Source organism: Amycolatopsis sp. WAC 04182, from assembly GCF_003947465.1.
Lineage (GTDB): Bacteria > Actinomycetota > Actinomycetes > Mycobacteriales > Pseudonocardiaceae > Amycolatopsis.
The window spans coordinates 455,830-478,443 of the sequence record NZ_QHJJ01000008.1 but is presented as its reverse complement, the minus strand read 5'-3'; the positions used below and the strand labels follow the sequence as shown (position 1 = coordinate 478,443).

The following is a 22,614-nucleotide window of genomic DNA, read 5'->3' as shown; positions in this document are numbered from 1 at the left end:
TCAGGCCTGCGGCCGTCGGGCGGTCAGGACCTGCCGGAGTCCCGCTCGCACCTCGGGGGTGAGGGCGTGACCGGCGTTGGTGATGAACTGGGTCATCTCGTAGGCGACGACCTTCATGTCGCAGTCCGGCTCGGTGAGCACCGCGAGCCCGGCCTCGGCGCCGATCCCCATGAACAGGAAGTACCCGCGGGTGAGCCGGATGATGATCTGCTCGCAGTTGCCCTTGCCGAACAGCGCGGCACTGTTGCCCGCGAGGCTGAGCAGGCCGCTCGCGATGGCCGCGAGCTGCTCGGCGTCGTCGCTCGACACCGATTCCGACGCGGTCAAAGGGAATCCGTCGACGGACATGATCAGCGCGTGGCTGGCACCGTGCACCTTGCGCACGAAGTCGTCGAGCAACCACGTGAAATCCGTGGTCGCGTCCTGGGCGGTCACTGGGTGTTTCCTCCGGTCTCACGCTCGTGCCGGTCGTCGAGGGCGGCACGCTCGCCGTCGGTGAAGGCATCGAGGTCGGCCAGCAGCGCCTCGTGCCCGTCCGCCGCGTCGGCGGACGGGGTGGTCGGCGGGGCCGGTTCGTCGGGCAAAGTCCTGATACTGCGGGAAACCCGGCGCGGAAGGCCGCTGGCCGTGGTGCCGCCGTCGGCGGGCGGCTCGAAGGCCGTGCGCGGACGCGGGCTGGGCTTCCGCTCCGGTTCCGGTTCGGGTGCCGCCGAAGGGGCCGGGCGGCGTCGCGGCAGCCCGGACGGTGTCGCGATCGGGGTCCCCACGGGCGCTCCGTTGGTGATCCTGGCCTGCGGCAGCACGACGGTCTGCGAACCGGACCACTGCTTCTCGGCCAGTTCCGACACGACCGGGACCGGCAGCAGCACGGTCGCGACCGTGCCGTGCGGGGTACGGCGGTCGAGCTTGACGGTGATCTCGTGCCGGTCGGCGAGCCTGCCGACGACCGCGAGTCCCATATGCCGCACGGAATCGTCGTCGAGCACCGGGCCGGCCGCCAGCCGCTCGTTCAGCGCCGCGAGGCGTTCGGGCGGCATGCCGATGCCCTCGTCCTCGATGCGGATCAGCACGCTTCCCTGTTCGGTGAGATGCGCGCTGACGCTGACCGGCGAACTCGGCGAAGACTGGTTCGCCGCGTTGTCGAACAGTTCCGCGAGGATGCGGCTGACGTCTTCGGCGGCGAAGCCGACGACACCGAGCGAAACGACGCGGCCGATCGTGATCCGCGAGTAGTGGTCGATCGACGACATCGCGGCCCGCATCACGTCGAGCACGGACGAGATCCCCGCGGCCGTGTCGTCGGCGTCGCGGCCGGCGAGCACGCGCAGGTTCTCGGCGTTGCGCCGCAACCGGGTCGCGAGGTGGTCGAGCCGGTAGAGCTCGGCGAGACGGTCGGAGTTCTCCTCCCCCGCCTCCATCGTCTCCAGCTGCGCGAGCAACTGGTCGAGCAGGTTGAGGTCGCGCAGCGCGACGTTCGAACAGACCCCGGCGAGCGCGCCGGCGTCCGGCGCCTCGACGGCGGGCCGTTGTTCCACCGCCGGTTCGACCGGCGGAGCCGACGGAGCGTGCCTGGGCGGTGCGGCGAGGAACTGCGCCGCGGCGACCCTGGAACGGTCCAGAAGAACCCGTGAGCGGTCAAGCAAGCCTCGAGCCCGCGTCACCATGTGCTTCCACTTCTTTCTCTTCGCATACCCGGACCCGTGTCGCACTCCCCAGCACAACGACCGACATGCAAGCAGAAGTCACTATCCGTGTCCACAGTCGGTTTCCGTTCAACCGCTGGCAGTGACGTGGTCACGAACGCGTTACGGCTGGTGAGCGCGGCGTGCTAGGCCATTCGGCTGCATCTGAGTGTTCCGCGCCACGGGGGATGCGCAAAAAATGCGGAGCACGCATTAATTTGCGGGGTACGCAACTTTTCTCTAGGCTGGCGGCATGAGCCCGGACCCGGCCGCGCCCTTGGGGCTGCGCGAACGCAAGAAGCGCGCGGCCCGTCGCGCCATGAGCGAGGCGGCGCTCAAGCTCGCCATGGAGAAGGGCGTCGAACAGGTCCGCGTCGAGGACATCGCCACCGCCGTCGGGGTCTCGCCCCGCACGTTCAACAACTACTTCTCCAGCAAGGAGGAGGCGATCTGCTCGTTCATCGTCGAACGGCAGGAACTCCTGCGGGAGGCGCTGCGCGAGCGGCCCGTGGAAGAGACGCTGTGGGAAGCTGTCGGTACCGCGACAGTGGAAGCCTACGGCAGCCTGGGAGAACCGAATCGCGGCTCGGTCGAGCTGGCGCGGTCACTGCTCTTGCACCCGTCCGTGCAGGGCGAGTTCCTCAAAGCGCACGCCAAGGTCGAACAGGTGCTGGCGGACGCCATCCTGGAACGTGCGGGCGCGGGCCCGGAAAACGCGTTGAACGCGCGGCTCATGGCGGCGATCGTGGAGTCCGCGGTGAAGACCGCGTTCTTCAGCTGGCTGATCGACGAGGGCTCCAGGCCGTTCCTGGAGACGCTCGACGTCCTCCTGCACGAGGCCGCGGCCGGCATCCCCTCGCTCACCGGCCCGGACCAGAAGTAACACCCTACCCACCACTGGGGAGAAACCGTTGTGCTGACCAAGCTGTTGCGCATTCACCTGCGCCCGTACCGGCGAGACCTGTGGCTGATCGTGCTGCTGCAGTTCGTCCAGACCCTCGCCGGGCTCTACCTCCCCACGCTGAACGCCGACATCATCGACGGCGGTGTGGTCAAGGGCGACATCGACTACATCCTCGGTGTCGGCGGCGTCATGCTGCTGGTGTCGCTGGTGCAGATCGCCTGTTCGATCGGCGCCGTCTACTACGGCGCCCGGACCGCGATGGCGGTCGGCCGGGACGTCCGCGGCGCGATCTTCCACCGGGTCCAGGACTTCTCGGCCCGCGAAGTCGGCCACTTCGGGACGCCGTCGCTGATCACCCGCACCACCAACGACGTCCAGCAGGTGCAGATGCTGACGTTGATGGCCTTCACCCTGATGGTGTCCGCGCCGATCATGTGCTTCGGCGGCATCATCATGGCGCTGAACCAGGACGTCACCCTCTCGTGGCTGCTCGTGCTCGCGGTGCCGATCCTGGGTGTCTCGGTCGGGGTCATCATCGTGAAGATGCGCCCGGCGTTCCGGCTGATGCAGGAGCGCATCGACAAGATCAACCAGATCCTGCGCGAGCAGATCATGGGCATCCGAGTGATCCGGGCGTTCGTCAAGGACACGCACGAACGGCGGCGGTTCACCAAGGCCAACACCGAACTGCTGGACGTCTCGCTCGTCGTCGGCAGGCTGATGGCCCTGATGTTCCCCATCGTCATGCTCGTGATGAACGCCTCCAGCGTCGCCGTGCTGTGGTTCGGCGGGCTGCGGATCGACGACGGCAGCATGCAGATCGGCGCGCTCACCGCGTTCCTCTCGTACCTGATGCAGATCCTGATGGCGGTCATGATGGCCACCTTCATGTTCATGATGGTGCCGCGCGCCGAGGTCAGCGCCGAGCGCATCACCGAGGTGCTCGACACGCACACCAGCGTCGTCCTCCCGGAGAACCCGATCAGCCCCGGCGAGGTGCACGGGCGGCTCGAACTGTCCGATGTGGAATTCCGGTTCCCCGGCGCGGAGAAGCCGGTGCTGCAGGAGATCTCGCTGCTGGCCCCGCCCGGTGAGACCACCGCGATCATCGGCAGCACGGGCAGTGGCAAGACCACGCTGCTCAACCTGATCCCCCGGCTGATGGACGCCACCGGCGGCTCCGTCCGGGTCGACGGCGTCGACGTCCGGGAACTGGATCAGACCGTGCTGTCCGACGCCGTCGGGCTGGTGCCGCAGAAGCCGTACCTGTTCGCCGGGACGGTCGCGAGCAATCTTCGCTACGGCAAGTCCGACGCCACCGACGAAGAGCTCTGGCACGCGCTGGAAGTGGCACAGGGCAAGGACTTCGTCGAGCGGATGCCCGAGGGGCTCAACTCCCCCATCGCCCAGGGCGGGACCAACGTCTCGGGCGGGCAGCGGCAGCGGCTCGCGATCGCGCGGATGCTGGTGCGGCGTCCCGAGATCTACCTCTTCGACGACTCCTTCTCCGCGCTCGACTACGCGACCGACGCCGCGCTGCGGCGGGCGCTCGCGGCCGAGACCGCCGAGGCGACCGTGGTCATCGTCGCGCAGCGGGTCAGCACGATCCGCACCGCCGACCGCATCGTCGTACTCGACGAAGGCCGCGTCGTCGGCAGCGGAACCCATACCGAACTCATGGACACGAACGAGACCTATCGGGAGATCGTGCTGTCCCAGCTGACCGAGCAGGAGGCCGCCTGATGAGCGCGCCCGAATCCACACAGTCTTCTTCGGACACTCCCGCCGAACCGGTGGGCGAGCGCGCGAGCGCGGCACGGGGACCCGGCCCCGGCGGAGGCGGCCTCGGCCGCGGCCCCGCCGGCTTCATGGGCGGACAGCCCGCCGAGAAGGCCTTGGACTTCAAGGGATCCCTGAAACGGCTGCTGCGCCTGCTGCAACCGCAGCGCGCCATGCTGTACGGCATCCTGATCTTCGGCATCGCCAGTGTCACGCTGAGCGTCATCGGCCCGAAGATCCTCGGAATGGCCACGGACCTCATCTTCGCGGGCGTCGTCGCGAAGGACATGCCCGCGGGCGTGAGCAAGGAACAGGTCATCGCCGGGCTGCGGGCCGCGGGCGACAACACCGTCGCCGACCTGTACTCGGGTATCGATTTCGTCCCCGGCCAGCGCATCGACCTCGACGCCGTCGGCCAGGTCCTGTTGTGGGTGCTGCTGCTCTACATCGTGGCGTCGTTCTTCTCGCTGCTGCAGGCCAGGCTGACCACGAACCTGGTCCAGCGGGCCGTGTTCGACCTGCGGGAGCGGATCGAAGAGAAGTTCGCCAAGCTCCCCTTGAGCTACTTCGACCGCCAGCCGCGCGGCGAGGTGCTGAGCCGGGCGACCAACGACATCGACAATCTCGCGCTGTCCCTGCAGCAGACCCTCGCGCAGATCGTGTCGTCGCTGCTGATGGTCGTCGGTGTGCTCGTGATGATGTTCGTCATCTCGCCCCTGCTGGCGCTCGTCGCGCTCCTCTCGGTGCCGGCGTCGGTGATCGTCGCGGCCAAGATCGGCAAGAAGGCGCAGCCGCAGTTCATCAAGCAGTGGTCCACCACCGGGCGGCTCAACGCGCATATCGAGGAGATGTACACCGGGCACTCGCTGGTCAAGGTGTTCGGCCGCCGCGAGGAGGCCGAAGAGGTCTTCCGCGAGCACAACGACACGCTCTACGGCGCGAGCTTCAAGGCGCAGTTCATCTCGGGCACCATCCAGCCCGCGATGATGTTCATCGGCAACCTGAGCTACGTGCTGGTCGCCGTGATCGGCGCGCTGCGGGTGGCGTCCGGAACCCTGTCGCTCGGCGACGTCCAGGCGTTCATCCAGTATTCACGGCAGTTCAGCCAGCCGGTCACCCAGATCGCCAGCATGGCGAACCTGCTGCAGTCCGGGATCGCGTCCGCGGAGCGGGTCTTCGCACTGCTCGACGCGGACGAACAGGAAGCCGAGCCCGCCGAACCCGCGCGGGTCGAGAACGTGCGGGGGCAGGTCGAGTTCGAGCACGTGTCGTTCCGGTACGCCGAGGACACCCCGCTCATCGAGGACCTGTCGCTCACCGTCGAACCGGGGCACACCGTCGCCATCGTCGGCCCGACCGGCGCCGGGAAGACCACGCTGGTCAACCTGCTCATGCGGTTCTACGAACTCGACGGCGGCAGGATCACCCTCGACGGGGTCGACATCGCCGGGATGGACCGCGAGGACCTGCGGGCCAAGACCGGCATGGTCCTGCAGGACGCCTGGCTGTTCGGCGGCACCATCGCGGAGAACATCGCCTACGGTTCCGAGGGCGCCACACACGACGAGGTCGTGGCGGCGGCCAAGGCGACCCACGTCGACCGGTTCGTCCGCACCCTCCCGGACGGGTACGACACGGTGATCGACGACGAGGGCGGCACGGTCAGCGCCGGTGAGAAACAGCTGATCACCGTCGCGCGGGCGTTCCTGGCGAAGCCCGCGATCCTCATCCTCGACGAGGCCACCAGTTCCGTCGACACGCGGACCGAGGTGCTGATCCAGCGGGCGATGAATTCGCTGCGCGAAGGGCGGACGAGTTTCGTCATCGCACACCGGCTTTCCACCATCCGCGACGCGGACGTCATCCTGGTGATGGAGAACGGCTCGATCGTCGAACAGGGCGACCACGAAACGCTGCTGCTCACCGGTGGTGCGTACTCCCGGCTCTATGCCGCCCAGTTCGCGGAGGCGCTGGCCGAAACCGACTGAACCGCATCGCGCGAAGGCCTCTTTTCCTGCTGTTACCGTGGGAAAAGAGGCCTTCGGCGTACGGAAGGAGCGTGAACGGCGCTAGGCTTGCGTGACCCGACCCGGAGAGGGGTGCGCCGGCCGACCATGGCGGAGAAACTCGGCGAATACCGCCGTAAACGCAGACCAGGGCGGACTCCCGAGCCCCTTCCGGATCGCGACGGGAAAACCGGTGCCGACGATCTGTTCGTCATCCAGGAACACCACGCGAGCAGCCTGCACTGGGACATCCGCCTCGAACGGGACGGAGTGCTCGTCTCCTGGGCGGTGCCGAAAGGCCTGCCGATGTCGCCGGATCTCGACCGTCTCGCCGTGCACACCGAAGACCACCCGATGGAATACCTCACCTTCGAAGGCGAGATACCCGCGGGCGAATACGGCGGCGGCACCATGACGATCTGGGACACCGGCCGATACGAAACGCTGCACTTCAACGACCACAAGGTCGAAGTGGTCTTCCACGGCGAGCGGGCACGCGGGAAATACCTGTTCCTCAACGTGAAGAAGGACGGCAGGGACAACGGCTGGCTGCTCAAAAGACTCGACCCGGCCGATCCCGGCCGCGCGGAACTCCCCTCTTTCCTCGCCCCGATGCTGTCCAAACCGGGGCGCCTTCCTTCGACGAGTGAAGACGCGGAATGGGCCTACGAATTCGACTGGTCCGGGCGCCGTACGCTGATCCGGGTGTCCGGGGGACGGATCACCGCCTACGACGATTCGGGGGACGACGTCACCGGGCTGTATCCCGAATTCCGCGGCCTCGGGGAACAACTCGGTGCCACAGAGGTCTTTCTGGACGGGGAGATCGTCGTCTTCGACGGCGGGAAGCCGAGTCCGGAAGGGCTCGGGCACCGCGCGCGGGCGACGAAGAACTCCGCCAAACGGCTCACCTCCCGGTATCCGGCGTTCTACCTGGTGAACGACCTCCTGCATCTCGACGGCCGCTCCTGCCTCGGCACGTCCTACGTCGACCGACGAGAACTCCTCGACGAACTCGGGCTGGGCGGACCGCATTGGCAAGTCTCGCGGTACTACCCCGGGGACGGGGGCGCGGTCGCGCGGGCGGCTCGCGAACACGGCCTCGCCGGTATCGTCGCCAAACGGGCAAGCTCCGCGTACCACCCGGGAAGACGCACCGGTGACTGGCTTTCCATCACCGGAACCCTGGTGCAGCAAGTGGTTCTGGGCGGCTGGCGGCCGGGCGGCGGCAGCCGGGCGGACACGTTCAGCTCGCTGCTGCTCGGCGTCCCGCACGAGGACGGCCTGCGGTACATCGGAAACGTCGGCGTCGGCTTCGCGGGCGACGAACTCGCCGAGCTTTCCCGGCGGCTGTTCCGCTTGGAGCGCAAGACATCCCCGTTCCACTCCGTCCCGGACAAACAGGCGCGCGACGCACGCTGGTCGCGGCCGATCATCGTCGGCGAGGTCGTCTTCGGCGGCTGGACCGACGCGGGCTGCCTGCGCAACCCGCGCTGGCGCGGTCTGCTTCCGGACGTCACCGCCGACGATGTCGAGCTCGACGGCCCTGCCTAGATGTGCACGTCCTCGACGTCCCAGCGGACGTCGAGATCGGCTCCGACCCCGCTGACGTCGAGGATCCGTGACACCAAAGGGGTCTTCACGATCACCGAGAACCGCGGCGACGTCGCGTTCGCCTCCTCGAGCGCCTGCAAACCGGCACAGCTGAGGAAGCGGACGCCGGAGAGGTCGAGGATCACGTGCCGTCCCCTGACACACGCACCGGTGAGCTCGGTGCGGAACCGTCCGACCGTGGCCGCGTCGATCTCCCCCACCGCGGTGAGGATGAGGACGCCGTCCTCGCGGCGGCTGGTGGTCACGGCCAGGGGCGGCGCTTCGCCGGGTACGCGCTGGCCAGGCAACATTGGGGGCGCCTCTCTCCAGACCACCAAGTCCCCTCGACGGTACTCAGCGAGGGCGAGAGGTCAACCCGGGCTACCTCATTTGAGCCATTTCGGGCGAGAGCCTTTACCCATGTCTTGCCATTGCCCGGCGAAGCGCCGGTGCGCGGACTCGGCTGCGGCGATAGAGCGTCCGTGCAGGACCCCATAGGTGAAAGCGTTTTCGTTCTCGGCGTAGGCGCGCAGGCCCAGGAGCCGCAAGACCTCCCTGGTGACCACAATGTCGTGATGCGTGCCGAGCGTGGACTGCACCGCCTTGACGTTCTTTCGCCATTTTCGAAGCTTCTTGCCGGTCACCGGCCGGACCGTGTCCGCCGCGTACCGGGCTCGCTTGGCCTTCTTGCGCACTTCGTGCAGCGCGGCGTCCTGCTCCGCGCCGGGCTCCAGCTCACGCGCCGCGGCGACGGCCTTGCCCAGCTTCCGGCTCGAGCGAGCGACCGCCTTGCGGAGTTCCTTCTTGTCGTCCTTGATCTTCCGCGGTTTGCGGACGAGCTTTTCCAGCGCCCGCAACAGATCCGTGTACCGCTTGCTGTCGAGCGCCCGGATCGCCCGCGCCTTGGCCTCTTCGGCCTCACGCGCGAAGTGCCGCGTCATCAGCTGCTCGACGTTGCCGAGCACCAGCTCGACCGGAAGCGCCTTGACCTCGTCGTGCAGGCGCGCGGACATCACCTCGGTGTCCCTCGCCGGCCCCAGCTCACCCCCGAGCCAGCGAAGCTCGGCGGCGAGCCCGTTCGCGACGTCCGGATCGAGGGACCGCCGGAACGTCCGCAGCGCGCTGCGCAACCGCCTGCTCGCGACCCGCATCCGGTGTACCGCGTCCTCGACGTCCCGGCGGACCCCGATGTCGTTGCGTCGCACCGCGTCCAGCTCCGCGGCGAGATAGTCCGCCAGCACCGAACCCGACGCTCCTTGGGCCGAAGGCACGAGTTCGTCGGTCAAGCGCCGGAGCTTCGACGGCCACCTCGACCGCTCGGCGCCCGCTGCCACGACCGCCTGATCCAGACTGTCGAGCACTTCGGGGTCGGCGCCGGGCGAGAGTTCGATCTCGATCTCCCGCCAGCGGTCGAGGTGCGCCTTCTCCCCGCCCGCTTCGCCGGTGACGACGTCGTCGGTCAGCGTCGCAAGCTCACGGCCTTCGGCGTCGAGCAAGGCGTACGAGGTGCGCTCGGTACGCAGATGGGCGGCTTGGACGAGTTTGGCGCCGAGGGTGTGTGCCCGGACCAGCTTCGCCAGCGCGCCCGGCACCTTGTCCGGCTTGCCCGCCAGCGGGAGGCGGAGTTCCTCGCGGCGGTCTTCGCCGATCGGGAGTTTGAGGTGCCAGCCCTCGTCGCTTCCGCCCAGCCTCCGCCGCAGCGTGATGCCAGCCTGCGCGAGCCGGAAGTCGGAAGTGTCGAAGTACGTGGCGTCGAGGACGTCGACCCTCGGGTCGGCCTGGTTCGTCACGGGACCGGCCGGGACCAGCGGCGGGATGGGCCTGTCGGCCGCCAGGTCGTACTTCCGCTCGATCTCCGTCTCGGCGACCGGGGCACCACCCTGCGTCTTCGTCACCACGAACTCCTTCTCCTCGGCTACCAGGAAGGATTACCCCAGGAAGTGACCGCGGGAAACCCCGGACGGCTCACTCCTCCATCCGGTCGTACCGGTCCGCCCATTCGGCGAGCATTTGACGCGACCTCTCCTCAGTGAGGGTATCGCTTTCCAGCCTCGCGACAAGGGAATAATAGGCCTCGACCGCCACCCGATCGTCGATGAACACCCCGGCCGCATAGGAATCGGTGTACACCACCGCCGGATGTTCCGTGAATTCCATGATGGTGAACGAATTCTCGAGCACCGTGCCCACCCCGTGGCTTTCCGGGACGATACGAATGGAGCAATACGGAAGGTTCGCCGACAGGACGAGGTGGAGCAGTTGCTCGTGCATGATCCGGGGGCCGCCGACGACCGAACGCAGCGCGCGCTCGTGGACGTAGAACCGGCACCGCGGCGGACGGTCGCGCTGCAGCAACCGTTGCCGCTCCAACCGAGCGTTCACGACCTGGCCCAACTGAGCCTGGTCACGGTTGCCGATCAGCTCGAAGGCGGTGCGGGCGTACTGTTCGGTCTGGAGCAGCCCAGGCAGGGTCAACGACTCGTAGCGCACCAGCGTGTGCGCGAGATTCTCTTGGATAGCAAGGGATTTCATCGGATCGACGAGTTCGTCGAAGTACGGGCGGACCCAGTACAGGTCTCCGCCGGGCTGGGTCAGTTCCAGCAGCAGTTCACGCTCGGGCTCCGCCTCGCCGCAGGTCGCGAGATACAGCGCCGCGTCCACCACGGACAGCTCACGCAGCCCTTGTTCCCACCTCGTGACCTTGCTCTGCAACCAGCCGTTACGGCGGCTGACGTCGGCTCCGCTGAAGTGCCTGCGCTGCCGGAACGCCTTCATGCGGTGGCCCAGTTCCCGGGTCCGCGCCGTCGAATCCTTCTCAACCATGCGGGCCAAAGTAGGGCCGAACTCCGGCCGCGCGGTGATTGCCACGCGGTGATTCACCTCAACTGCTGATAACTTGCGCTCGCGCATTTCCACGAAGGGCCACTTCGCAAGCGAAGCGCCTTCGCGTGCGAAGCGTTCTTACCTTTATAGCGGACGAAAGGAATGGGAGCGAGTTATCCGTAAGTGGATTTCTTGCGGCGTGGCAGACCGCCGCTGCGGGCGCCGCCCTGCGGGCCGGGCGGCGGGAGGGAGGCAGGACGGCGCGGTCAGGTGGGTCGTGAGAGTTTGGGTCGCTCTGACGACGAAAAAACTCACGCCCCCTTGACCCGCCCTCTTCCGGCGCGCCTCAGTACACGAAGGCCCCCTTCCTGTACCTAGGCGCAAGGAAGGGGTCCTTCATGTACTGGGGAAGGTGTGAAGGTCGAGTTTCCTCGGCTGAGCCGAGGGAAGGGGGCCTTCACGCGCCGCCGCTGTGACTTGTGGGGCTGATGGGGCTACGGGTGGTGGTCGGCCAGTCCGTGAAGGCCTCCTTCCCTACCTTCAGGGTAGTCAAGGGGGCCTTCACGGACCTGCGACCAACGCCGCCACATTCAGTAGGTGCCTGAGACAGCCTTTGGCTCTAACGACCCAAAACCCTCACGGCCCTTGGCCCAGTACATGAAGGAGCGAAGGCCAGTTTCCTCGGCTGAGCCGAGGAAAGGGCGGCCTTCACGGACCGGCACCTGACGCCACGTTTGAAACTTCTGCGAGGTCAGTACAGGAACTCCCAAGAAAAGTTTCAATCGAGGCATCAACGATACGCTTGAACCCCATGAGTCAAGACATCCGAGACTTCGTGACCCCCTCCTGCGACCTGCTCGCCCTGGGCGAGCCGACGCACGCGACCCCGGTCTTCGCGGACGTCCGCAACGAACTGTTCGCCCAGCTGGTCGACCGCGGTTTCCGCTCGATCGCCCTCGAAACGGATCGCGTGGCCGCGCTCGTCGCGAACGACTTCGTCCGGGACGGCACCGGGACCCTCGACCTCGCGATGAGCGAAGGCTTCTCCCACGTCTTCGGCACCGTGGAGGCGAACAGGCGACTGATCGCCTGGATGCGCGAGTTCAACGAAAACCGGCCTCCCGAGGAGCGCCTTTCGTTCCACGGCTTCGACACCCAGACCGAGAACACCTCCGCGCCCAGCCCACGGCCCTACCTCGAATACGCCCGCGATTTCCTGGGGGTCGACGTGGACATCGCAGGCCCCGCGGGCGACGACGAACGCTGGGGCCGCACGGAAGCCGTCATGGACGCGGCTTCGTCGCCCGGCGCCACGGCCGACGCTTATCGGTTGCGCGCGATCGCGGCCGACCTGCTCGCCACGCTTCGCTCCCGGAAGCCGGAACCGGCCACGGAGGATTGGTCGCGCGCGGAGATCCATCTCATGGCGGGCATCGATCTGCTGCGCTACCACCGGCAATGCGCCGAACCGCTGGAGCCGCACGAGCGCTACACGCCCCTTGTCGCGACCAGGGACGCCATCATGGCGCGGAATCTGCTGGACATCCGCGCCGCCGAAGCCTGCCGGGGCAGGACGCTGGTCTTCGCCCACAATCTCCACCTGCGCCGCCAAGCGAGCACGATGCGGGTGGCGGGGACGGAGACCACCTGGTTCCCTGCCGGTGCATTGGTGGCTCCGCTGCTCGGCGACCGCTACGTCTTCGTCGCGACCAGCCTCGGCCGAAGCGAGGCCATAGCGCTTGAGGAGCCGGAGCCCGATACCTACGAAGGGTTCCTTCAGAAGCACGTCACCACGGACTGGGGCCTGCTCACCACATCCGAGGTGCCGCCCGCGAGCGTCCGGACCGACCCCACGCCGCGGCAGGGTTACTTCCCGCTCGACCAAGGGATCCTGACCGACGCGGACGCGATTCTGCACGTCCGGGCCTAGGCATCGAACCGGGTGACGCCTCCTGCCCTCGGAAGGCGTCACCCGGCCACGAGTACGCGCCGCCACCCCCAGTGCCGCGATCCGGGGCGGCGCGAAGTCCGCTCACTTGAGCAGGAGTCAACACGCCGGTGCCATAACTTCGCCAAACGCCGGGGCCGGCGGTCGTCCACCGGGCTAGGCCGGAGTCGCTCCGAAGCGGATCTTCGTCAAGGCTTCACGAGCCCGGTCCCGCTGGCGTCCGCTCTGGTCCACGGCGGAAAGGTCCTTGAGCGCGCGCAATTCCCACACCGGGAAGCCCAGTTCGCGGAACAGCCCCGCCGCGGTCCGGAGCCCTTCGGCGGCTTCGGTCGCGACGCCTTCGTCGGCTCGCAGACGCCCGAAGCTGAGTAGCGCGTATCCGCCGCCCCGGCGGTCTCCGAGTTCACGGAAGGTGCTCATCGCCAGGCTCAGGTGCTCGGCGGCGCGGCCGTGTTCACCCGCCAGGCGTAGCGATTCGCCGAAGCTCCGGTGCGTGTAGGCGGCGGCATGCCGGTGTCCGACGTATTCGAACAGCTCCAGCGACCGCGAGAGGCATCGTTCGCTCTCCCCCGCGTCACCGGTCTTCGCGTGGAGATCGCCGAGACTCCGGAGGACGTGCGCCTCCCAGTGGCGTTCCCGCGAGCCGCGCGTGCCGATCAGCGCGCTCGTCAGCAGCTCGCCTGCCTCGTCCATGCGGCCGTTGCGGCGCAGGACGTCGGCATACCGTTTGGCGGACCTGTCGTGCTGCCGCCCGTCCTCGCAATGGAGCGCGAGCAGCAGGCTCGCGTCGAAACACTCCTTCGCCCGGCGGAAATCGCCGAGGTCGTCCCACAGCGAGCCGAACTGGGCCGACGCCATCGCCTGCCCGGCGAGGTCACCGCAGTCCCGCAACAGGTCCAGTGCCTCTCTCAGCGCGTGGACCGCCGGGCCGGTCCGCCCGGAGTCCGCGTCGACGTCGGCGAGCGCGATGAGCGCGGCCCCGGTGCCCGGATGGTCCCCCACGGAGCGGAACCTGCCCTCCGCCAACGAGAAACAGGTCCGCGCCCGCGCCAGATCACCCGCGTCGGCGTGGGCATGCCCGAGCTTGAGCAGTTTCCCCGCCTCCGCGGGGAGATCGACACGATCGCGCACGATGCCGAACCCGAGCCACGCCGGAGATCCGCCCTTCCTCGGGCCGACGAGATCGCTGTAGGCGTCGGCCAGCCGCATGGCCAGTTCGGTCCAGCCGTGGCTCTTCGCGGTTCGGACGGCGAGCGCGAGGTTCGCGGCTTCCGCGTCACGCCAGCCGATCGGGTCCGCCGCGACGCGGTCCGAAACAGCCGCCGGGACGTCCACTCGCCGAGACGGCGGGTACTCGGCGCCAAGGGCGGCGGAAGCGTGTTCGGCCAACGCGGCCATGACCGTCAGCGCGCGTCGAAGGGCTCCGGGATCCGGTGGTTCCCGGAGCGCGAGCCGGATCAGGCCCGGTAGCCGGTACCGGACGAGGCCGGTTCGGTCCGGCTCGACGTGGAGCACGTGGTCGTCGACCAGTTCGTCGAGCAATTCGGTCGCTTCACCGGTCGAACGGCCGAGCATGGCCGTCGCGAACCAGCCGGCGAACTCGGTGACGCCGGGAAAACCGAGCAACCGCAGGGATTTCCGCTGTCGTGGCGACAGCTCGGCGAGGGCATCGGCGAGTACCGGCCGGACGCCGAGATCCCCGGCGGCGAGTTCGTCGAGACGCAGGCGCTCGTTCTCCAGGCGCGCCGCGAACTCGGCGACGCTCAGCCTCGGCCGCTGCAGCAGCTTCATTCCCGCCGCCCGCACCGCCAGCGCGAGACCGTCGCAGCAGGCCAGCACCCGGCGGACGGCGTCGGGCTCGGCGGAAAGCCGGGTCTCTCCGGCGATCGCGCCGAGCAGGTCCCGGGACTCCTCGTCGGACAGCGCACCGACTTCGACGGGTCTGGCGCCGACAAGCCCGGCCAGCCGCCGCCGTGTCGTGACGATCGCCGCGCAGCCGGGACCGCTCGGCAGCAAGGGCCGCACCTCGGCCTCGGACCGGCCGTTCTCGAGGATCACCAGCAGCCGCCGGTCCGCGGTGTGGCTCTGCCACAACGAGATACGCCCGGCCCGGTCGGCAGGGATCTCCGCTTCCGCGAGGCCGAGCGCACGGAGGAACCCGGTGAGGACGTCGCCGGTGTCCCGCAGATCGGCGACGAGCTGCCCATCCGGGAACCGCTTGCGCACCCGCCACGCGGCCTGGACGGCCAGCGCGCTCTTCCCCGACCCCGCCGCTCCGTGGAGCACGACCGGCGCCGGACCGCGCAGCGCGCGTCCCACGTCCGCCAGTTCCCTGGCCCTGCCGGTGAAATCCGGCGTCGCCGACGGCAGACGGCACGGCGCGCCGCCCGCGGACCAGCCGGTGCCCGCGATCCGGCGATGGACCGCGAGCAGGTCCTCCCCCGGCGAGACACCGGCCTGCTCCCACAACGCCTGACGGCACCGGTCGAGGACGGCCAGTGCCGCGTCCCGCCGCCCGATCCCGTGCAGCGCCTCGGCCAGCCACCCGGCCAGGCGCTCGTCACCCGGCCGGGCGGCCAGTTCGGGTCCCAGCCGGTCGGCGACCGCCTTGTGGTCACCGGCCGCCAGTTCCAGCTCCACGAGCTTGCCCAGTACCGAACTCCGCTGGTCCTCGAGCCACAGCCGATGCGCTTCCACCAGCGGGCCGACCGGAACGTCGGCGAACGCCCGGCCACGCCACAACCCCAGCGCCTGTTCGAGCAACGCCCGGCGCTCGGCACCGGTCGCCTTCGCGGCCGCGGCGGTCAGCTCGGAGAAACCGGCGACGTCCAGTTCCCCGTCCGCCACGGTCAGCCGGTAGCCGCTCCGGCCCGACCGCAGCCGCTGCCGGACGTCGTCGACCGGTACGCCGGGCGACAACGCCTTGCGCAGCTTGGAAACCGCCATCTGCACGACCGCGGCGGCACTCGACGGCGGTCCCTGCGGCCAGAGTTCGTCCACGAGGGTGTCCCGGTGGACGAACTCGTTCGGCCGGGCCAGGAGCACCGCGAGCACCCGACGGGGCTGAGCCGCCGACGGCAGCGGGACCGAGGCCGCGAGCGGGCCGAGCACCTTGAACTCCACGAACCACCTATCACCTGGACGGATGACCCAGAATGTAACCCGGTGCCGTCCCCGTGACAGCGACTTCTCACCCGGATGGCCGCCTGCTACTTCCCGGTGTGCGCGAGCAGCTTGTCCCGCAACGCGGGTTCGTCGGCGAGTGCCTCGTTCAGCGTGTGCTCCAGCAGGGGCGTGAGATCCCCGTACGGCCGCTTCGACCAGTCGAGCGGGCCCTGCGGCGGCTCGGGGTCGTATTCGATGACGAACTGGATCGTCCGGGCGATCTCGGCGCCGACGAGCCGCTCGACCAGGTGCAGCGCGAGGTCGATCCCCGCCGACACCCCGGCGGCGGTGATCACGTTCCCGTCCTCGACCCAGCGTTCGGCGACGGGCTCCGCGCCGAACGCGCCCAGCAGTTCACGGAACATCCAGTGCGTCGCGGCTTTGCGGCCCTTCAGCAGGCCGGCCTGCCCCAGCAGCAGCGATCCCGTGCACACGGAGGTCACGAGTTCCGCGTTCGCCCCGGCGGCCCGTAGGTATCCGACCAGTTTCTCGTCGGCGAGCGCCTTCAGCGTCGGCGCGGCGCCTCCGGGCACGAGCAGCGCGTACGGCGACGGGACTTCGTCGTAGGTGTGGGTCGCCACGAGCTTGAGCGGGTTGTCGGTGGTGACCGGGTCCTTCGTCTCGCCGACCACGACCGTCCGGTACTCCTGCACCGTGCTCGCCATCCCGTCCAGCACGGTCAGCGGCCCGACCATGTCCAGCGGGGTCATCCCCGGATACACCACGAACGCGATCGTCTTCTTGTCGTCTGTCATGGGACAACGGTGTCGCAGGCACGCGACCGCTGGAGCCCGGATGTCCGGATTCCTGCGAACAACGTCCGACGGCCGGGCACTACTGGTAGCGTTCGATCATGCCGGGTTCACCCAGACGAGTGTTGATCGTCGGCTACAGCAATGCCGAGTTGCTCGACATCGCCGGTCCGTCGGACGTCCTGGACGCCGCGACCAAACTCGGCGGCAAGCCGGGGTACGAGATCATGCTCGCGAGCGTCGACGGGCGCGGGATCCGGTGCGAGTCCGGGCTGACACTGCAGGCACAGCACCGGCTCGACCAGGTGACCGGCGAACTGGACACCCTGATCGTCGCGGGCGGCACCGGGCACGAGACGGCCGCCGCCGACCCGAGGATGGTCACTCACGTCCGCAGGCTCGCCCAGCAGAGCCGTCGCGTCGCTTCGGTGTGCACCGGCGCGACGGTGCTCGCCGCGTGCGGGCTGCTCAACGGGCGGCGCGCCACCACGCACTGGCGGTTCGCGAACCGGCTCGCGACGAGCTACCCGCAGGTGACCGTGGACCCGGTGCCGCTGTACGTGCGCGACGGCAACGTCTACACGGCGGCGGGGGTCACCAGCGGGATCGACCTCACCCTCGCGTTCGTCGAGGCCGACCTCGGCCCGAGTGTGGCCAGGGAGGTCGCCCGCATGCTGGTGACCTACCTGCAGCGGCCGGGCAACCAGGCGCAGGTGAGCATGTTCCTTTCCGGCCCGCCGCCGGAAAACCGGCTGGTCCGCGACATCACCGCGTACGTGGCGGAACACCTGGCCGGCGATCTCGGCGCCGCCGTCCTCGCCGAACGGGCCGGGATCAGCACGCGGCAGCTGACCAGGTTGTTCGACGCGCATCTGAGCACCACGCCCAGCAGGTACGTGCGGGCGGCGAGGACCGAGAACGCCGCGAAACTGTTGTGCGGCACCGAACTTCCGCTGACCTCGATCGCGAGACGGTGTGGTTTCGGCTCGACCGAGACACTGCGCCAGGCCTTCCTCGATCACTTCGACACCCCGCCTTCGGCCTATCGCCGTGTCCACCTCCGGCAGGCGTTCGGCTAGGCCGTGTGCGGCGCGCGGCGCGGACTGTGGAGGATATGCGGGTGAACCGCCGCGACCTCTCCGACGACGACACCGGCCCGATTCGCCGGGTAACGGACACCCCGTCCGATCGTTCGCCCGGAACGTCCCGTTCGCCGCGCCGGACTCCGCCTCCCGAGGAGGCGCGGCGGCCCCGTCCCCCGGCCCAGCGGCCGCGGCAGGCCGAATCGGGAAGACGTCGCGCCCCGGAACCGAAGCCCGAACCACCGGTCGGTCACGGGCACTCGCACGGCCACGGACCGGCCGCACCCGCGTCGCGCCGGGTCCGGCTTCTGCTGATGTGGCTGCTGATCCCGCTCGCCGTCGCCACCGTCGTCGGGATGATCATGCTCTACCCGTGGGGCGCGGATCCGGCGAAAAGCGTCTTCCCACAGGGAACCCCGGTGAGCGCGACGGTCACGGGCACGATCACCGGCCCATGTCTCGCCGAAGGTCAGGTGCAGGTCGGCGAGCCGCCGCCGGACGCGAAGCCGTGTCTCACCAGCGAGCTGACGATGACCGACGGCCCTGGGGCCGGGAAGCCGCTGAAGCTGACGCTGCCCATCGAGCCGAGCACGCCGCGTTTCGCCGCGGGCGACGAAGTGGTGCTGTCCTACAACGGCGGCGACGTCGCGAACCCCGCGTCGTTCCAGATCGTCGATTTCCAGCGCGGTACGCCGTTGCTGCTGCTCGCCGGGTTGTTCGCGCTCGCGGTGATCGTGCTGGGCCGCTGGCGGGGCCTCGCCGCGCTCGCCGCGCTGGGGCTGAGCTTCCTGGTGCTGGCGTTCTTCGTGCTGCCGTCGATCCTCGCCGGGGAAAGCCCGCTGCTGGTGGCGATCGCGGGCGCGGGGGCGATCATGTTCGTCGCGCTGTACCTGACGCACGGGTTGTCCGCGAGAACTTCGGTCGCGGTGCTGGGCACCTTGGTGAGCCTGGTCCTGATCGGCGTCCTGTCCGCGATCTTCTCGGCGGCGGCGTCACTGACCGGCCTCGACGACAGCACTTCTCAGCTGATCGGGTCGCTCGGGCACGGTATCGACGCACGCGGTCTGCTGCTGGCGGGCGTCGTGATCGGCGCGCTCGGGGTGCTGGACGACGTCACGGTGACGCAGACGAGCGCGGTGTGGGAGCTCCGGCGGGCGAACCCGTCGCTCGGCTGGCGTGAGCTGTACGGCGCGGGCCTGCGGATCGGCCGCGATCACGTCGGCTCGGCGGTCAACACGCTCGTGATGGCGTACGCGGGGGCGGCGCTGCCGGTGCTGCTGTACACCTCGCTTTCCGGGGTCGGGCTCGGCTCGATCCTCGGCGCGGAGGAAATCGCGCAGGAGATCGTCCGGACGCTGGCCGGAAGCGTCGGCATCGTCGCGGCGGTCCCGGTCACCACCGTGCTGGCCGCGCTGATCGCCTCGCGGGAGCCCCAAGAGTCCCTGTAGCCACAAGCGCCCCAAAGCGCGAGCCCACCGCGCGATCACGGGCCGGAGTCGGGTACGAAGAGGCCGCACCCGAGGTTCGCCGCGTGATCGGAGGGGCCATGTTCGACGTGTTCGCCGTCCCCGGACAGCTGACCGCCGTCGCGCGGCGCGTGCTCGTCTCGACCTGGGAAGCCGTCGAGGCGGTACCCAAGATCGCCGCCGCGCTCGACGACGTGCGGTCGACGCTCAAGCACTCGGAGCGGCTGGCGACCTTCGCCGCGGGCGAGCTGCCGGAGATCGTCTACCAGCTGGAGGAGATCAAGGCGCGGCTGGAGAAACTGGAGACCGCAGGCACCCGCTCCGGGCAAGCGCCATGACGTTGCGGCTCAGTCCAGCGTCGCCACGAACCGGCTGACCGCTTCCATCGTGAACCGCTGGATGTACTTCCCGGCGGGCGCCGCCGAGGCCAGCCGGTAGAGCGGTCGCTCCGCCGCCGCGTCCCCGCGCGCCTCCGATTTCAGCTGGGCCACCAGCAGTTCCGAGAACACCAGGCCGTTCGCGTCGGTGTTGTTCAGCAGCGCGTTCGCCAGCTTGCGCAGCTGCAGGATGCCCAGTTCGCGGCCGCCCGCACCGGAGTAGACGGCCAGATCGACCTTCGCGACCTTGCGGCGCTTGCCCGCGTTGACCAGCAGGCTGACCGTCCGGGTGCCACGGACGTCGCTGATCACCAGGTCGATGCGCTCGGCCGCGGTCAGCTCGATCCGCCGCACACCCCAGGTCCGCACGATCAGCGTGTCGCCTTCGAGCCAGACGCGGCGGCGCAGGTTGTAGAACATGACGTAGAGCAGCGGTACCGCGATCACGCCGGCGACCACGAGCCCGGCGATCTCCCCGCCGATCAGCCCGGCGATCCCGCCGAACGCGGCCGCGAAGATCACGACGCCGGCGACACTGGAGCAGCCACGCCTGCGGCGCAGCTTGGGGTCTTCGTGGAACAGCGGGAGACGCTCAGGGGTCTCCGGGGTCCCGGTCGGCTCGGTCATCACACGCCCGTCCCGGCCAGGAACGGGTTCCCCGCCCGCTCCTGCCCGATCGTGGTGGCCGGGCCGTGGCCCGGGAGGACGACGGTGTCATCGGGCATCGTCATCACCTTGGCACCGAGGGACCGCACGAGTTCGGCACCGTCCCCGGCGGACCTACCGATCGAACCGGCGAACAGGCTGTCCCCGGTGAGCACGATCCGGCCGCCCTCGGCGGAGGTCAGCCCGAAGACCACCGAACCGGCGGTGTGTCCCGGTGTACCGGACACCGTGATCTCCAGCCCGGCCAGCCCGAGCGGGCCATCGGCGAGTGGCACGATCCCGTCCTTCCGTTCTCCGGCGTCCGGGCCGAGGAGTGGCCGGTCCGCCTCGTGCAGATAGAGAGGTATTCCGTGGCGCGCGCCGATCTCGTCCGCCGAAGCGACGTGATCGGGGTGGCCGTGGGTGGCGAGCATCGCGACCGGCGTCAGGCCGTGCGTGGAGAGCGCGGCCTGGAGCGGTTCGACGACGTCCTCCCCGGGATCGACGATCACGCACTCCCCGCCGCCCTCCGGGGCGAGCAGATAGCAGTTGGCTTCGAGGGGGCCTGCCGGAAAACCGACAACCAGCACGAAACGCCTCCTCAGTTCTTCCGCCGAACAGGTGACAGGATGGCCCTGATCACGATCAAGTAAGCCTAGCGGCCCCTGTACGGGGGTCTCACAGGCTGTGCCAATAGACTCCCGCTACCTCAGACGTGTGACATCGAGTGGAAACCGGGAGGGCGGGTGCCGACCAACCAGCAGCGCCGCGAAGCCGCGAAGCGCAAGCTCGAGCGACAGATCGTGCGACGGGCCGAACAGGCCAAGCGGCGCAGGATCGTCGGCTCGGTAGCGGTCGTCGGCGTCGTCGCCATCGTGGCGGGCGCGGTGTGGTGGATCGTCAGCAGCAACAGTGGTGACGATGCCGCCTCCGACGCTTCTCCGAGCTCGGCTCCTCCGACCCCCGAGGTCACCATCCCCACGGAGCGCACTCCGATGCCGAAGCGGCCGACGCCGCTGGCGAACCCGGTGGCCTGCGACTACAAGGACGAGACCGGCAAACCGGCCTCGAAGAAGGTGAACAAGCCGGAAGGCAAGGACGTCTCCTCGACCGGCACGGTGAACGTCGTGCTGAAGAGCACCGCGGGCGACATCCCGCTGACGCTCGACCGTGCGCTCGCCCCTTGCGCCGTGCAGAGCTTCATCAGCCTCTCGCAGCAGGGCTACTTCAACGACACCAAGTGCCACCGGCTCGGCACCGTCGGCCTGCAGATGCTGCAGTGCGGTGACCCCGAGGCCAGCGGCATGGGCGGCCCGGGCTACACCATGCCGGACGAGGCGTTCAAGGAGATCAAGTACGGCCGCGGCATCCTCGCGATGGCGAAGACGCAGCAGCCGAACTCCGGTGGCAGCCAGTTCTTCATGGTCTACGGCGAGGCCGAGCTGTCCCCGGACTACTCGGTCTTCGGCAGCATCTCCGACGAGGGCCTGAAGGTGCTCGACAAGGTCGCCAAGGCGGGCGTGAACGCTCAGGCCGGCAGCGGCGACGGCACCGGCCCGCCCAACACCGAGGTCAAGTTCACCGGCGTCACGGTCAACGCCTGACGTGAAGCTGGAAGTCAACGGCGCGCCCGCCCGGTCGGAAGACCTGGCGGGCGCGTTCGGCTATGGCCACTTCACCGCGATGCAGGTCCGCGACGGCAAGGTCCGTGGTCTGGACATCCACCTTCGCCGCCTCGCGACGAGCACGCGGCGCATGTTCGCCCACGACCTCGACACCGAGGCGGTGCGCGGATACGTACGGCGGGCCATCCGGGGTGAGGACGCGCTGTCCGTGCGGGTGCTGATCTTCTCCCGGGCGATGGACTGGTCCGACCCCGGCGCGCCCGCGGCACCGGATGTCCTCGTCCGGGTCGGGCCGCCCCGAGAGCACGAAATGACACCGCTGCGCCTGCGGACCGTGCGCTACGAGCGGGTGCTCCCGGAGGTCAAGCACGTCGGCACGTTCGGCCTGCTCCACCACACGCGTGAGGCGAAGCTGGCGGGATACGACGACGCGCTGTTCGTCGACTACCAGGGCCGTGTCAGTGAGGCGTCGATCTGGAACGTCGGTTTCCTCGACGGCGGCACGGTGGTCTGGCCGCAAGCGCCCGTGCTCGATGGCATCAGTCAGCAACTGGTGCGACGCGGCCTCGAGCGAAACGGGATCCCCCAGGAGATCCGTGACGTCCACCCCGCCGACCTTCCCGGATTCGACGCCATGTTCCTGACCAATTCGGAGTCGGTGGGCCTGCCGGTGGCGTCGGTGGACGACGTCGTGCTGCCGTTCGCTGCCGAGACGAGCCCGATTCTCACCGAGGCGTACGAAAGCAATCCCTGGGACGAGATCTAGC

General features: G+C 69.0%; 19 protein-coding genes. 10 read left to right on the top strand and 9 right to left on the bottom strand.

The window, feature by feature from the left end:
• Together DMH01_RS37035 and DMH01_RS37030 are read right to left on the bottom strand one after the other, a co-directional pair.
• Positions 1 to 435 carry a roadblock/LC7 domain-containing protein gene (locus DMH01_RS37035; protein WP_005159022.1) on the bottom strand — a complete coding sequence of 145 codons (435 nt, stop codon included), beginning with the start codon at positions 433 to 435 and terminating at the stop codon, positions 1 to 3.
• Positions 432 to 1,664, bottom strand: coding sequence for an ATP-binding protein (locus tag DMH01_RS37030; RefSeq protein WP_125683186.1), 1,233 nt, complete (start codon positions 1,662 to 1,664; stop codon positions 432 to 434). The genes DMH01_RS37035 and DMH01_RS37030 overlap by 4 nt, the downstream gene beginning before the upstream one ends.
• A gap of 271 nt (positions 1,665 to 1,935) precedes the next feature.
• Between DMH01_RS37030 and DMH01_RS37025 the strand changes: the two genes are divergently transcribed.
• The 4 genes from DMH01_RS37025 to DMH01_RS37010 all read left to right on the top strand — a co-directional run bounded on the left by DMH01_RS37025 (position 1,936) and on the right by DMH01_RS37010 (position 7,925).
• Positions 1,936 to 2,565 (top strand): TetR/AcrR family transcriptional regulator, encoded by a 630-nt coding sequence (locus DMH01_RS37025; RefSeq protein WP_125683184.1) that lies wholly within the window; start codon positions 1,936 to 1,938, stop codon positions 2,563 to 2,565.
• A gap of 30 nt (positions 2,566 to 2,595) precedes the next feature.
• On the top strand, positions 2,596 to 4,329 hold the full coding sequence (locus DMH01_RS37020; RefSeq protein WP_125683182.1) for an ABC transporter ATP-binding protein: 1,734 nt from the start codon (positions 2,596 to 2,598) through the stop codon (positions 4,327 to 4,329).
• Positions 4,329 to 6,353 carry an ABC transporter ATP-binding protein gene (locus DMH01_RS37015; protein WP_125683180.1) on the top strand — a complete coding sequence of 675 codons (2,025 nt, stop codon included), beginning with the start codon at positions 4,329 to 4,331 and terminating at the stop codon, positions 6,351 to 6,353. The genes DMH01_RS37020 and DMH01_RS37015 overlap by 1 nt, the downstream gene beginning before the upstream one ends.
• A gap of 126 nt (positions 6,354 to 6,479) precedes the next feature.
• Complete coding sequence (locus DMH01_RS37010) at positions 6,480 to 7,925, top strand: DNA polymerase ligase N-terminal domain-containing protein (RefSeq protein WP_233621823.1); 1,446 nt, start codon at positions 6,480 to 6,482, stop codon at positions 7,923 to 7,925.
• Here DMH01_RS37010 and DMH01_RS37005 read toward each other — a convergent pair.
• The 3 genes from DMH01_RS37005 to DMH01_RS36995 all read right to left on the bottom strand — a co-directional run bounded on the left by DMH01_RS37005 (position 7,922) and on the right by DMH01_RS36995 (position 10,787).
• Positions 7,922 to 8,275, bottom strand: coding sequence for an STAS domain-containing protein (locus DMH01_RS37005; protein WP_125683176.1), 354 nt, complete (start codon positions 8,273 to 8,275; stop codon positions 7,922 to 7,924). The genes DMH01_RS37010 and DMH01_RS37005 overlap by 4 nt on opposite strands.
• Before the next feature lie 75 nt (positions 8,276 to 8,350).
• Complete coding sequence (locus DMH01_RS37000; RefSeq protein ID WP_125683174.1) at positions 8,351 to 9,862, bottom strand: CYTH and CHAD domain-containing protein; 1,512 nt, start codon at positions 9,860 to 9,862, stop codon at positions 8,351 to 8,353.
• 67 nt (positions 9,863 to 9,929) lie between these two features.
• On the bottom strand, positions 9,930 to 10,787 hold the full coding sequence (locus DMH01_RS36995; protein ID WP_125683172.1) for a helix-turn-helix transcriptional regulator: 858 nt from the start codon (positions 10,785 to 10,787) through the stop codon (positions 9,930 to 9,932).
• 811 nt (positions 10,788 to 11,598) lie between these two features.
• Between DMH01_RS36995 and DMH01_RS36990 the strand changes: the two genes are divergently transcribed.
• Positions 11,599 to 12,717 (top strand): erythromycin esterase family protein, encoded by a 1,119-nt coding sequence (locus DMH01_RS36990; protein WP_125683170.1) that lies wholly within the window; start codon positions 11,599 to 11,601, stop codon positions 12,715 to 12,717.
• Positions 12,718 to 12,891: 174 nt separating this feature from the next.
• On the opposite strand, the gene DMH01_RS36985 is transcribed toward DMH01_RS36990, so the two are convergent.
• Together DMH01_RS36985 and DMH01_RS36980 are read right to left on the bottom strand one after the other, a co-directional pair.
• Positions 12,892 to 15,858 (bottom strand): BTAD domain-containing putative transcriptional regulator, encoded by a 2,967-nt coding sequence (locus tag DMH01_RS36985; protein ID WP_125683168.1) that lies wholly within the window; start codon positions 15,856 to 15,858, stop codon positions 12,892 to 12,894.
• 86 nt (positions 15,859 to 15,944) lie between these two features.
• On the bottom strand, positions 15,945 to 16,655 hold the full coding sequence (locus tag DMH01_RS36980; protein ID WP_125683166.1) for a DJ-1/PfpI family protein: 711 nt from the start codon (positions 16,653 to 16,655) through the stop codon (positions 15,945 to 15,947).
• Positions 16,656 to 16,753: 98 nt separating this feature from the next.
• Between DMH01_RS36980 and DMH01_RS36975 the strand changes: the two genes are divergently transcribed.
• From DMH01_RS36975 to DMH01_RS36965, 3 genes are all read left to right on the top strand, one after another.
• Positions 16,754 to 17,731 carry a GlxA family transcriptional regulator gene (locus DMH01_RS36975; RefSeq protein WP_125683164.1) on the top strand — a complete coding sequence of 326 codons (978 nt, stop codon included), beginning with the start codon at positions 16,754 to 16,756 and terminating at the stop codon, positions 17,729 to 17,731.
• Positions 17,732 to 17,772: 41 nt separating this feature from the next.
• Positions 17,773 to 19,182: a YibE/F family protein gene (locus DMH01_RS36970; protein ID WP_125683162.1), complete on the top strand. Its 1,410-nt coding sequence runs from the start codon at positions 17,773 to 17,775 to the stop codon at positions 19,180 to 19,182.
• 83 nt (positions 19,183 to 19,265) lie between these two features.
• Complete coding sequence (locus DMH01_RS36965) at positions 19,266 to 19,538, top strand: hypothetical protein (protein ID WP_370323595.1); 273 nt, start codon at positions 19,266 to 19,268, stop codon at positions 19,536 to 19,538.
• Between the two features lie 9 nt (positions 19,539 to 19,547).
• Here the strand turns inward: DMH01_RS36965 and DMH01_RS36960 are convergent, their stop codons facing one another.
• Positions 19,548 to 20,204, bottom strand: a complete 657-nt coding sequence (locus tag DMH01_RS36960) for a hypothetical protein (protein ID WP_125683160.1) — start codon at positions 20,202 to 20,204, stop codon at positions 19,548 to 19,550.
• Positions 20,204 to 20,812: an MBL fold metallo-hydrolase gene (locus DMH01_RS36955; protein ID WP_125683158.1), complete on the bottom strand. Its 609-nt coding sequence runs from the start codon at positions 20,810 to 20,812 to the stop codon at positions 20,204 to 20,206. The genes DMH01_RS36960 and DMH01_RS36955 overlap by 1 nt, the downstream gene beginning before the upstream one ends.
• Before the next feature lie 156 nt (positions 20,813 to 20,968).
• Here DMH01_RS36955 and DMH01_RS36950 point away from each other — a divergent pair, with 156 nt between their 5' ends.
• A complete protein-coding gene (locus DMH01_RS36950; RefSeq protein ID WP_125683156.1) occupies positions 20,969 to 21,826 on the top strand; it encodes a peptidylprolyl isomerase in 858 nt (285 codons plus the stop codon).
• Position 21,827: 1 nt separating this feature from the next.
• On the top strand, positions 21,828 to 22,613 hold the full coding sequence (locus tag DMH01_RS36945) for an aminotransferase class IV family protein (RefSeq protein WP_125683154.1): 786 nt from the start codon (positions 21,828 to 21,830) through the stop codon (positions 22,611 to 22,613).
• Position 22,614 lies beyond the last annotated feature (1 nt).